The organism is Streptosporangium sp. NPDC049248 (assembly GCF_040678965.1).
GTDB classification, from domain to species: Bacteria; Actinomycetota; Actinomycetes; order Streptosporangiales; family Streptosporangiaceae; genus Streptosporangium; species Streptosporangium fukuiense.
This window is the reverse complement of record NZ_JBFAQY010000052.1, coordinates 24695-35692: the sequence shown is the minus strand read 5'-3', so window position 1 is coordinate 35692 and position 10998 is coordinate 24695. Positions and strand designations below refer to the sequence as shown.

General features: G+C 68.9%; 11 protein-coding genes and 2 pseudogenes. 7 read left to right on the top strand and 6 right to left on the bottom strand.

The genetic code is table 11. The features are described from left to right. Together AB0K21_RS43385 and AB0K21_RS43380 are read left to right on the top strand one after the other, a co-directional pair. Window positions 1–89 (top strand): annotated as a pseudogene (locus tag AB0K21_RS43385) (VOC family protein); the annotation flags it as partial. Between the two features lie 348 nt (window positions 90–437). Next, on the top strand, window positions 438–2828 hold the full coding sequence (locus AB0K21_RS43380; RefSeq protein WP_364158819.1) for an excinuclease ABC subunit UvrA: 2391 nt from the start codon (window positions 438–440) through the stop codon (window positions 2826–2828). 35 nt (window positions 2829–2863) lie between these two features. Here the strand turns inward: AB0K21_RS43380 and AB0K21_RS43375 are convergent, their stop codons facing one another. The 3 genes from AB0K21_RS43375 to AB0K21_RS43365 form a co-directional block, all read right to left on the bottom strand. Further along, window positions 2864–3136: a hypothetical protein gene (locus tag AB0K21_RS43375; protein WP_364158816.1), complete on the bottom strand. Its 273-nt coding sequence runs from the start codon at window positions 3134–3136 to the stop codon at window positions 2864–2866. Window positions 3137–3278: 142 nt separating this feature from the next. Then, window positions 3279–3620: a VOC family protein gene (locus AB0K21_RS43370; protein WP_343981500.1), complete on the bottom strand. Its 342-nt coding sequence runs from the start codon at window positions 3618–3620 to the stop codon at window positions 3279–3281. 361 nt (window positions 3621–3981) lie between these two features. Then, complete coding sequence (locus AB0K21_RS43365) at window positions 3982–4908, bottom strand: NmrA/HSCARG family protein (RefSeq protein WP_364158812.1); 927 nt, start codon at window positions 4906–4908, stop codon at window positions 3982–3984. Between the two features lie 103 nt (window positions 4909–5011). On the opposite strand from AB0K21_RS43365, the gene AB0K21_RS43360 reads away from it, so the two are divergent. Then, complete coding sequence (locus AB0K21_RS43360; RefSeq protein WP_343981495.1) at window positions 5012–5608, top strand: TetR/AcrR family transcriptional regulator; 597 nt, start codon at window positions 5012–5014, stop codon at window positions 5606–5608. 66 nt (window positions 5609–5674) lie between these two features. Here AB0K21_RS43360 and AB0K21_RS43355 read toward each other — a convergent pair whose 3' ends face one another. After that, a complete protein-coding gene (locus AB0K21_RS43355) occupies window positions 5675–5857 on the bottom strand; it encodes a hypothetical protein (RefSeq protein ID WP_343981492.1) in 183 nt (60 codons plus the stop codon). Window positions 5858–6542: 685 nt separating this feature from the next. Between AB0K21_RS43355 and AB0K21_RS43350 the strand changes: the two genes are divergently transcribed. Continuing rightward, a complete protein-coding gene (locus AB0K21_RS43350; RefSeq protein WP_343981489.1) occupies window positions 6543–7652 on the top strand; it encodes a hypothetical protein in 1110 nt (369 codons plus the stop codon). A gap of 282 nt (window positions 7653–7934) precedes the next feature. Here AB0K21_RS43350 and AB0K21_RS43345 read toward each other — a convergent pair whose 3' ends face one another. Then, entirely contained in the window at window positions 7935–8096 is a 162-nt protein-coding gene (locus tag AB0K21_RS43345; RefSeq protein WP_343981486.1) for a hypothetical protein, read from the bottom strand. Between the two features lie 139 nt (window positions 8097–8235). Between AB0K21_RS43345 and AB0K21_RS43340 the strand changes: the two are divergent. Continuing rightward, window positions 8236–8376: pseudogene (locus AB0K21_RS43340) on the top strand (TetR family transcriptional regulator); the annotation flags it as partial. Window positions 8377–8435: 59 nt separating this feature from the next. Here the strand turns inward: AB0K21_RS43340 and AB0K21_RS43335 are convergent. Further along, window positions 8436–9083, bottom strand: a complete 648-nt coding sequence (locus AB0K21_RS43335) for a transposase (protein WP_364158806.1) — start codon at window positions 9081–9083, stop codon at window positions 8436–8438. 177 nt (window positions 9084–9260) lie between these two features. Between AB0K21_RS43335 and AB0K21_RS43330 the strand changes: the two genes are divergently transcribed. Together AB0K21_RS43330 and AB0K21_RS43325 are read left to right on the top strand one after the other, a co-directional pair. After that, entirely contained in the window at window positions 9261–9695 is a 435-nt protein-coding gene (locus tag AB0K21_RS43330) for a TetR-like C-terminal domain-containing protein (RefSeq protein WP_364158803.1), read from the top strand. Between the two features lie 70 nt (window positions 9696–9765). Next, the gene (locus tag AB0K21_RS43325) at window positions 9766–10941 is read left to right on the top strand and encodes a GDSL-type esterase/lipase family protein (protein WP_364158800.1); all 1176 of its coding nucleotides are present in this window, start codon (window positions 9766–9768) and stop codon (window positions 10939–10941) included. Window positions 10942–10998: the final 57 nt, after the last annotated feature.

The following is a 10998-nucleotide window of genomic DNA, read 5'->3' as shown; positions in this document are numbered from 1 at the left end:
AGGAGCCGACCGAGCAGCCGTACGGCGTCCGCGACTGCGCCTTCCGCGACCCCGCGGGCAACCTGGTCCGCATCCAGGAGGTTCGCTGAACCGTCCGGCGATCGCAGCCGTGATCGCACAGACGGCACCGTGCGGGAGCCCGCGCACGACGCCGACGGCGACCACCTGGAGCCACCGCCGCCGCCCCTGACGGCAGCGTCCCCGAACCGCTTCACGACCGATGAGTGCCGCCCCCGCTCCCCTGCCCAACGTCGTCGCGCCACCGAGCAATCGATGTCCGGGGGGAACGAGTCGCGTCCCCGGCTGACGCGGTGGACTGCTGCCGTGACCGCTCCACTGAAGGAAAAACCAGACGTACTACTTGAAACTGGTTAGATCAAGCCAGGCCACACCGACGAAGACCGCGAAGGCGACCTCGCCTAACAGATGGAGACACGATGAGCACGGCCCCCATGACGGACCCGCAGTCGCCTGCGCTACCCGCTGCCGACAGCCACGATCTGATCCGTGTGCACGGCGCGCGTGTGAACAATCTCAAGGATGTCAGCGTCGAGATCCCGAAGCGTCGGCTGACGGTGTTCACCGGCGTCTCCGGCTCGGGCAAGAGCTCGCTGGTGTTCGGCACGATCGCCGCGGAGTCACAGCGTCTGATCAACGAGACCTACAGCGCCTTCGTGCAGGGCTTCATGCCGACGCTGGCGCGGCCCGAGGTCGACGTCCTTGAAGGGCTGACGACCGCGATCCTCGTCGACCAGGAGCGGATGGGGGCCAACCCCCGCTCCACGGTCGGCACCGTCACCGACGCCAACGCGATGCTGCGCATCCTCTTCAGCCGACTCGGCCAGCCGCATATCGGCTCGCCCCAGGCATTCTCCTTCAACGTCGCCTCCATCAGCGGAACGGGTGCGGTCTCGTTCGAGCGCGGCGGGAAGAACATGAAGGAGCGGCGCGACTTCAGCATCACCGGCGGCATGTGCCCGCGCTGCGAGGGCATGGGCCGGGTCACCGACATCGACCTGTCCCAGCTCTACGACGACTCCAAGTCGCTCAGCGAGGGTGCGCTCACGATCCCCGGCTACAGCATGGACGGCTGGTACGGCCGGATCTTCAGCGGCTGCGGCTTCTTCGACCCCGACAAGCCGATCCGCAAGTACACCAAGGCCGAGCTCCACGACCTGCTCTACAAGGAGCCGACCAAGATCAAGGTCGATGGCATCAACCTGACGTACGAGGGCCTGGTCCCGAAGATCCAGAAGTCGATGCTGTCCAAGGAGAAGGAGGCGCTGCAGTCGCACGTCCGGGCCTTCGTGGAGCGGGCGGTGACGTTCACCTCCTGTCCCGAGTGCGGCGGTACCCGGCTCAGCGAGGCGGCCCGATCCTCCAAGATCAAGGGGATCAGCATCGCCGACGCCTGCGCGATGCAGATCAGCGACCTTGCCGAATGGGTTCGCGACCTCGGCGAGCCGTCGGTGGCGCCGCTGCTCACCGCGCTGCGGCAGTCCCTCGACTCGTTCGTGGAGATCGGGCTGGGCTACCTGTCGCTGGAGCGGCCGTCGGGCACGCTGTCGGGTGGCGAGGCACAGCGCGTCAAGATGATTCGCCACCTCGGCTCCTCGCTCACCGACGTCACCTACGTCTTCGACGAGCCCACCATCGGCCTGCATCCCCATGACATCCAGCGGATGAACGGCCTGCTGCTGCGGCTGCGGGACAAGGGCAACACGGTGCTCGTCGTGGAGCACAAGCCGGAGACGATCGCGATCGCCGACCACGTCGTCGACCTCGGCCCCGGCGCCGGTACGGCGGGCGGCACCGTCTGCTTCGAGGGCACCGTCGAGGGGCTTCGAACCGGAGCCACCCTCACCGGCCGCCATCTCGAGGACCGGGCCGCCCTCAAAAAGACGGTGCGCACCTCCACCGGCACTCTGGAGATCCGCGGTGCCACCCGTCACAACCTGCGCGACGTCGACGTCGACATCCCGCTCGGCGTCCTTTGCGTCGTCACCGGTGTCGCCGGCTCCGGCAAAAGCTCGCTGATCCACGGATCGATCCCCGCCGGTGCGGGTGTCATCTCGGTCGATCAGGGTGCGATCCGCGGCTCGCGGCGAAGCAGCCCGGCGACCTACACCGGACTGCTCGACCCGATCCGCAAGGCGTTCGCGAAAGCCAACGGTGTGAAGCCCGCATTGTTCAGCGCCAACTCCGAGGGTGCCTGCCCCAACTGCAACGGCGCCGGCGTCATCTACACCGACCTGGCGATGATGGCCGGCGTCGCCACCACCTGCGAGGAGTGCGAGGGCAAGCGGTTCCAGGCATCGGTGCTGGACCACCATCTCGGTGGCCGCGACATCAGCGAGGTGCTCGCGATGTCGGTGACCGAGGCCGGGGAGTTCTTCGGCGCCGGCCAGGCGCGCACGCCGGCCGCGCACGCCATCCTCGACCGGCTCGCCGACGTCGGGCTCGGCTACCTCAGCCTCGGCCAGCCGCTCACCACGCTGTCCGGCGGCGAGCGGCAGCGGCTCAAGCTGGCCACCCACATGGCCGACAAGGGCGGCCTCTACGTCCTCGACGAGCCGACCACCGGCCTGCACCTCGCCGACGTCGAGCAGTTGCTCGGCCTGCTCGACCGGCTCGTCGACTCCGGCAAGTCGGTCATCGTCATCGAGCACCACCAGGCGGTCATGGCGCACGCCGACTGGATCATCGATCTCGGTCCCGGCGCCGGCCACGACGGCGGCCGGATCGTCTTCGAGGGCACACCCGCCGACCTCGTCGCCGCCCGCTCCACCCTCACCGGCGAGCACCTCGCGGCCTACATCAGCACCTGACCGAGACCCTCGCGGACACCGTGAGACGAGTTCTCTCACCCGCGCGTCTCCAGGAAGGTGCGCAGCGTGGTGCACGCGCCATCGGCGTAGGCGTCGGACAGCGAATCGACGGCCGACCCGCTCTTGGTGCGGAAGGTCGGCTCCAGCGGCAGGCCCGTGCCGATCGCCTCGGGGATCCAGTCCCCGAGGCGATCAGCGCGTGGCCTGCACCGGCGCGGATGTAGGCCAGGTACACGGTGCCGATGCCGTTGTCGACGCCGTCCGCGCCGCCGCACCCGCCGGACCTCCACGACGGGCTCGGCAGCCACTCATGATCTTGCCCTCGCCACACAGGAATGATCACGAGCGGCTGATCCCGTTGTGTCGCCCCCCATTACGAGATCGCGCCGGCTGAACCGCGTCATCCCGGCTCACGCAGCGATGACCGGGTGTCACACCAGTCCGGGCCGATCACCCGGGAGCGCCGCCGAACCCGATCTCGTTCCCGTCGGGATCGCGGTAGGTGGTCTTGCGCACGCCGTTGGAGTAGGTCTCCCGTTCGGCGGGGGCGAGTCCCCGCTCGGCGATCTGCGCGACGAACGCGTCGAGGTCGTCGACGAAAATCGTGTGCATGGCGTAGCCGGCACGCTCGGGCCGCTGCTCGATGAACACGAACCGATGTTCTGCGAGCTCCCATACGGCCTCCGTGTCGTTCGGGACGAACGTGGGCGGGGAGCCAAGCAGCCGTTCGTACCACTTCAGGGCTGCCGCGTACTCGGTGACCGGAATTCCGGCGAACAAGTCGAGGGCCATGCCGCGATCATATGGACTTCGTCTGGTTCCCGTGGCCGTGCAGCTTCAGCTGTGCCCGCATCGTCGCATACGCCCGGCTCGGCTGACATGGGCCGCCGGATCGGGGTGGAGCCGCCGGCGGTCGGGGGTAGCACCGGCGGGGAAGAGCTGTCACCAGGTTCAACACGGTCGCGTGCACCTGGGTGACGGCTTCGTCACCGACAGCCCGACACCCCCATGACAGGCCGGGCCCCGCCGAGGAGCCGGCCGGTGTCGGCGGTCGTCAACATCCCGGCCGGGACAGGTGCCCTTTGCGCGGCCCGGGCGCGCCAGGGCATCGGCTCGGGTGAGGAGTGAACAGGGCGAGTGTCCCCAGGCAGTGTCAGGCTGTGGCCCGTAGGTGTTCGTGTGCCCATTCCTCGAAGGACGTGAGCGGGATGCCGAGGGCCCGCGCGTACTCCGGGCGGGCGGGTTGCCCGGCCACGTTCATGTGTTCGTGGGAGATGCCCGCCCACACCGGCATTCCTGCGGCGATCGCCTCCTCCTCGGTCATGTCGGGCGCGGTCAGTTCGGTGCCCAGCGCCCGGGAGAGGACCTCGGCGATCTCCGTCATCGTCAGGTGGTCGCCGGCCAGCTCCAGCTCGACGCCGTCGAACCGCTGCGGTGCGGCGACGGCCGCGGCGGCCGCCTTGCCGATGTCGTCGACCGCGATGAGGGAGAGCCGGGTGCCGGGCTTCAGCACGGTCGCCAGGCCGCCCTCGACGCCGCGGGGAATCAGGTAGGCCACGGACGGGAGAAAGTTCTCCATGAAGCAGCCCGGCTTGATGAGCGTCCAGTGCCTGAAGCCCGCCTTGCGGACCCGGTCCTGGATCTCGGCCTTGGTGGTGTAGTAGGGCTCCAGGGGCGCCCAGCGGCCTTCGGCCCAGCCAGGAGTCTCGGTGTGCTGCCCTGCGCCGGAGACGGACGTGTGCACGAACTGCGGCACGCCGGCGGCCAGCGCGCCGTCGATCAGGTTGACGGCCTGGGTCAGCTCGCCGTCGAAGTCGATGACGGCTCCCTTGATCACGGGCATCTGCACCGAGAAGACGGCCCGAACTCCCGTCGCGGCCCTGATCAGGGAGTCGCGGTCCCGAAGGTCGCCGGTGACCAGTTCGGCGCCGAGGGCTTCGACCGCCCTGGCTCGGTCGGTCGTGGGATCGCGGACCAGCGCGCGGACGGGGACGCCGGTCGCGAGCAGGGCGCGGGCGGTGGCGCCACCCTGCTGTCCGGTGGCGCCGGTGACCAGGACGGGTGCGGGATCGGTGGACATGAGGCCTCTCCTGAGGTAGGCGTTCATTAAACGGCGGACCCCGCCGTTTATACTTCGGTAAGATACGGCGGACCCCGCCACTTAGCAAATGTGAGGTGACGCCATGCCCGCCCAGCGTGCGGACGCCCAGCGCAACTACGTACGCCTGCTCGCCGTGGCCGAGGAGGCGATCGCCGCGCACGGCGCCGACGCGTCCATGGAGCAGATCGCCCGTACCGCGGGAGTCGGATCCGCCACCGTGCGCCGGCACTTTCCCAGCCGCCACGCACTGCTGAAGGCGGTCTTCCGCGAACGGGTCGAGAGCCTGTGCGCCCACGCCCGCGACCTGACCGGCAGGGCCGACACCCGGGCGGCGCTGCTGGAGTGGCTGAGCGCCGTCATCGCGGACGCCGCGACCATCCGGGGGCTGGCCGTCGCACTGACCCGCGACCGAGCGGCCGGCCCCGACGTGGCGCACGAGAACTGCTGTTCGGCGCAGCTCACCGAGGCGGGCGAGCCACTGGTGCGCCGCGCCGCAGACGACGGCGCGCTGACACCGGGCGTGACCATCGCCGACCTGCTCACCCTGGTCACCGGCATCGCCCTGGCCACGGAACACCACCCCGACCCCGCCGCCGAGGCAGACCGGCTACTCGGCCTGACCGTGGTGGGAGTCAGCCCCCTCGGGGGTGAGCGGAGGGGAGAACCTGACGACTGCTGAGTTTGCGGAGTGGCCGCAGGCCGCGCCGCCCGGCGGCACGTCAGCAGCCCGGTTCGAGGTGGCCGCTCATTTCCTGTCGCGCTGGTTGTCGAGCAGGCGGACGAGCAGGCTCATGGTGGCGGCGCCGGCGGCGCCCCCACTGAGCAGGGCGGTGGGCCAGGCGGCGCCGGCGGCCAGGGTGAGCGCGCAGGCGATGGTCGTCACCAGCGTGGTGGCGGTCAAGGTGAGAAGTACGGGTACGGAGAACATCGGGGTCGCTCCTGAGGTGGCGTCGCCGGGGACCCGGCGGTCTGGTCATCGGCCCAGAACGCGATGAGCTCGGTCTCGGTGAGCTCATCGCTCGGGCAGTGGGGCGGAATACGTCCGGTGGTCAAGGCCCACGCGGTCACCAGCAAGGTCAGCAGCTGGTCGTCGTCGTGAACCCACGGTGGAGGTGGGGAGCCCGGCCGGGTGCCGGTGACGCGGAGAAAGACAGGCGAAGCGGCCGGGGCGTGCGCCATGGGCTTCCTCCTTCATCGTCGGCACTGAGGTGTGATCAACGATGAAGGTGCCGCCGTCTTGGCCGCTACCGATTCAAACATGTCCGGAAGAGACCGGATAAATACCCTTTTGCAAGGTGAGAAATATTTACGTTCTCGACGCCGACATCCCTTTGCCCCGACCTGGCGGGCAGGATTTTCGGTGTCCTTCAGGGCGGCCCGGATCTATCCGATTTCATCCGGTTTCATCCGGAGCCACCCGGATCACTCCGATGTGAGCCGACCCTATCCGGACTCATCCGGACTCATCCGGATTGCGTAATCGCAGGTCAACGTCTGGTTAATCCCGGACGAAGCGGAATGTGCGATCTCCCTCAGCTTGACCGTCGGTTAGTGCCAATATGACTCCCGCTACTACTTGTAGATCACGGATCACTCATTTCCGGCTAAGGGCGATGGCTGAACAACATCGTGTTGCGGCGCTATGCGCCTTCGTCGATCAGCTCAACGAGCTGCGCGGCCTGGCTGGCTCCCCGCCGCTGTCTCGGCTGCACACGCTGTCGATGCGCATTCCAGAGAACAACGAGGGCAGGGGGCTGGCACCAAGCACCACCCACGACATCTTGACCGGCAAACGCAAACGCGCCCCGGCCTGGGCGTGGGTGGCGTCCTTCGTGGCCGCCTGCACGACGGCCGCCAAGCAGACCGGCCTGGACGTGCAGGCCATGGGCGACACCCAGACCTGGTATCAAAGCTGGCGGGCCGCTCACGATGCCCGGCCCGATCCGCCGGCCGTGCCCACCGAACCTGCCACGCCCGCCCTCACCACGCCGCCGGCGGGACCGGCCCCCACCGTGTTCGCGGCCTCGCCCTCACCCACACAACGGCCCGAGGCCGAGCAGGCGCGGTCCACACCTACGCCCCCCGCGCGGCCAACGAGCGGCAGAGCACCGCACCGGTCGAGCACCAAGATCGTGTTCGCGCCGCTCCCGGCGGCCCGGCAGCGGTTGTTGCGGATCTACGGCAGGACCGGTACCCGCCTGCTGAACCGCAGCGAGGCCGGCAACGGAGACGACTGCATGCGCCTGGCCGTCATCGCACTGCTGAAAGGCTGGCCCCAAGAGGCACGCCAGTGGCTGCGCCAAGCCGGCGACGCCGGTCACCCCGCCGCGCCGGGCCTGTTCGACGACCCCGATCGCCTGCAGGTGGCCGCCGAACTCGCCTACCACTACGGCCACCGCTACCAGTGCTCGGATCCGAACAAGCTCAGCCTCGCGATGTTCCTCTACCGGCTGGCCAGCGACCACGGCCACGCCGAGGCCGCCTATCGCCTCGCGGGGATCCACCGGGCCAAGGACGAAGACTGGGCGGCCGCGAGTCTGTTCAGCCGCGCGGCCGACAACGGCCACCCCGAGGCCGCCGCAGAGTTCGACGGCGCCTCCGAACAGCTCACCCAGCCCCCGTGGAACGCCGAGGGCGCGCTGCCCATCGGCCTGATCGAAGAACAAGAACCCGCCACGGAGCCGCCCTCGCCGGCCGGTGACCCTCCCGCGGAGTTCACCTGAGGCGGCCTGAAGGCCACCGGTACCGCCCATCACCCCGGCCACCGGCAAGCGACACGGTGAGACGGTGAGAGCGACGTCGAGGCCCATCGTGAGGACACAGGCAGGCTCGAAGCGGCCTAGGCCGATGATCAGGATCTTGCCCCTTCCCCTCGGATGGGGGCGGTTCTGCCGCGGCGACCGACCTCCAGCAAAGTGTCTATCAGTGATCACCTTGTCACTTCAGGTGAATTCCTTAATTGCCGTGATTCTTCGAACCGCGCTTCCACCGGCCACCGCGCGCGCTCACCGCGACCGGTACCGCCCGGTAGGGCGTGATCCCCCCGGCCCGTTACCGCGTTCCTGCGGTTCGGGCACCGGCACCACCAGGTCGGTGAGCGCGAAGTCGCACTCCTCGGCCTCGCCGACCAGTCCACTCGACGCCTCCCTCTGAGCGATGGTGATCACTATCGGCTCCGCGGAGCGGACGGCCCGCCCGATCCAGGTGCGGCCCCCTTGCCAGTCGGCGGCCTCCTAAATGACGGGCTGATTTGCCTAAAACTATTAGGCAAATGCCTAATATATGTCGCTAAAAGGGAGGAAGGCCATGGTTCGCGCAGGACTGACCGCGGAGCGCCTGACCCGGGCGGGGGCGGAACTGGCCGACAAGGTCGGCTTCGACCAGGTGACCGTCTCGGCGCTCGCCCGGCGGTTCGACGTCAAGGTCGCGAGTCTGTACTCGCACGTCAGCTTCTCGGCCGTAGACGACCGAGCGTGCAGCTCCTCGCCGTCGATGGGTTCGACGGTTCAGGCCGCGTCGTCGGCAGCGTGACTCACTGCCCAGCCCGCCACTCCGCGTGAGGCGATGTTGCGGGCCGCGTTGACGTCGGCGTGCTCAGCGAAGCCGCACGACGTGCAGGAGAAGGTCGCCTGATCGGGCCGGTTCCTCTTGTCCACGTGCCCGCAGGACGAGCAGGCCTGCGAGGTGTAGGCCGGATCGACGTACACCACGGCGACGCCCTGGCGGGCGGCCTTGTAGGCGATGAACCGGCCGAGCTGGTGGAAGCTCCACGAATGCAACGTGACCCGCTGGGGCTTGCGGAGCCGTACCCGGTCACGGATGCCCTGGAGGTCTTCCAGGGCGATCCCTTGCCCGGTGCGTGCAGCCTCGGTCACGATCTGCTTGGCGATGATGTGGTTGGTGTTCGCGGCGAACCGGGCCTCGGCCCGGCGACGCCGCTTCAACAGCCGTTTGGCGGACGTGGTCTGCTTGGCCTGCAGGCGGCGGCGCAGCTCGCGGTGACGGTGACGGACCGCGTTCAGGGTTTTGCCGCTGTGGTGAACCCCGCCACTTGTGGTCGCGATGTTCGCGATCCCCAGATCCACTCCCAGGAATCCATCCGGGGCAGCGACCGGCCGGTCGGGAATATCGCAGGTGGCGATGAGGAACCACATACCGTCGCGATACAACAGGTCCGATCTTCGCCGCCTCCTGCGGCGGCGCCCCCTTGAGCATCATCAAGGGACACATCGAAAACCAGAAACGCTCGGACCAACGACCGGACGTTCACAACCCCAGGACCCGGAAGCGATTCCTCCCGGGCATGAACGCCTGGGGTTCCTCGCTAGATAATGCTGAAGAACTCCCAGGACCTCAAGACCAGGATCGCCCTGTTCGCCCTGGAGGAACTCGCCGACCGGGTCGCCGCCGCCCTGGCCGGGCGCGCCGGCAAGGACGCCCTGGCCGCCTTCGCGAACGTCTACCGCGACTACGCCCGGGAGCACCCCGGCCGCTACACCGCCGCCCGGCTCAGGCTCGACCCCAAGACGGCGGCCGCCGGCGCCGGCGTCAGACACGCACAGATGACGCGGGCGATCCTGCGCGGCTACGACCTGACGGAGCCGGACCAGACGCACGCGGTCCGGATGCTGGGCAGCGTCTTCCACGGTTACGTCAGCCTGGAGATGGGCGGAGGCTTCAGCCATACCGCGGTCGATCCGCAGGAGTCCTGGGCCTGGATCGTTGATTCCCTCGACGCTCTGCTGCGGAACCGGACCGCACCCTGACCATCAGAGGGCCGCAGCGCACATTGGCGCATCCGAACAATCCGGAAATCTTGATCAACAGGCTGGGGTAATGAACACCGAGCACGACTGGATCATCACACCCGTCACCGCGGACATGCTGCGCGGCGTCCTCGACGTGGAACGCACGGCGCACGGCCTGTTGCCGCACCGGCTGCCCGCTCGGGCTCGTCGGCAGATCCCTGACGACCAACTGGCCGTGGCCGAGGCACAGTCGTCCGGCGTACGACTGGCCTTTCGCACCCGGGCCACCGTCATCGAACTGGACACACTGCCCACCAAGAGGGCCTACCGAGGTCTCCCTGCCCCGGCGGACGGCGTATACGACCTGCTGGTCGACGGCCGTCTCGCCGCCCAGGCCACGGTGACCGGCGGCAAGGTCCGCACGATCGACATGACCACCCAGTCCGTCGAACTGCGTGAAGGGCCTCACGGCACCGCCCGGTTCACCGATCTGCCCGCCCGTGACAAGGACGTCGAGATCTGGCTCCCTCATACGGAGATCACCGAGCTGATCGCCCTGCGCACCGACGCCCCGGTCGAGTCGGCACCGGACAGCGGGCGCAGGGTGTGGCTGCACCACGGCAGTTCCATCAGCCACGGCTCGAACGCCACCCGCCCGACCGCCATCTGGCCGGCCCTGGCCGCCGCCCAGGGCGGAGTGGAGCTGGTCAACCTGGGATTCGGCGGCAGCGCGCTGCTCGACCCGTTCACCGCCCGCGCGATGCGGGACACCCCCGCGGACCTGATCAGCGTCAAGATCGGCATCAATGTCGTCAACACCGACGTGATGCGCCTGCGCGCCTTCACCCCGGCGGCCCACGGTTTCCTCGACACCATCCGCGAGGGGCATCCGACCACACCGCTGCTGGTCGTGTCCTCCATCCTGTGCCCGGTCCAGGAGGACACCCCCGGCCCCCTCGCGCCCGACTTCGACGGCGGGAGCTTGCGGTTCAAGGCCACGGGCGACCCGGCCGAACGCGTCGCCGGACGCCTGACGCTCAACGTCATCCGCGACGAACTCGCCCGGATCGTCGAACAGCGGGCGGCTGACGACCCGAACCTGCACTACCTCGACGGCCGCGACCTTTACGGCGAGACGGACTACGCCGAACTGCCGCTGCCCGACGAGGTCCACCCTGACCCCGCGGGGCACCGTCGCATCGGCGAGAACTTCGCGCGGCTCGTGTTCGGCACCGGCGGCCCGTTCGCCACCAGGACCGGCTGACCAGAGGTGATCACTACGGAGCCGCGTCGCCCTGCCGCGCCGTGAGCGCCATGGTGG

Bases quoted from the DNA above. Each gene is read 5' to 3' on its own strand.
- AB0K21_RS43350 (WP_343981489.1), top strand. From the start codon at position 6,543: ATGGCTGAACAACATCGTGTTGCGGCGCTATGCGCCTTCGTCGATCAG.
- AB0K21_RS43380 (WP_364158819.1), top strand. From the start codon at position 438: ATGAGCACGGCCCCCATGACGGACCCGCAGTCGCCTGCGCTACCCGCT.
- AB0K21_RS43355 (WP_343981492.1), bottom strand. From the start codon at position 5,857: ATGTTCTCCGTACCCGTACTTCTCACCTTGACCGCCACCACGCTGGTG.
- AB0K21_RS43365 (WP_364158812.1), bottom strand. From the start codon at position 4,908: ATGTCCACCGATCCCGCACCCGTCCTGGTCACCGGCGCCACCGGACAG.
- AB0K21_RS43330 (WP_364158803.1), top strand. From the start codon at position 9,261: ATGCTGAAGAACTCCCAGGACCTCAAGACCAGGATCGCCCTGTTCGCC.
- AB0K21_RS43360 (WP_343981495.1), top strand. From the start codon at position 5,012: ATGCCCGCCCAGCGTGCGGACGCCCAGCGCAACTACGTACGCCTGCTC.
- AB0K21_RS43335 (WP_364158806.1), bottom strand. From the start codon at position 9,083: ATGTGGTTCCTCATCGCCACCTGCGATATTCCCGACCGGCCGGTCGCT.
- AB0K21_RS43325 (WP_364158800.1), top strand. From the start codon at position 9,766: ATGAACACCGAGCACGACTGGATCATCACACCCGTCACCGCGGACATG.
- AB0K21_RS43370 (WP_343981500.1), bottom strand. From the start codon at position 3,620: ATGGCCCTCGACTTGTTCGCCGGAATTCCGGTCACCGAGTACGCGGCA.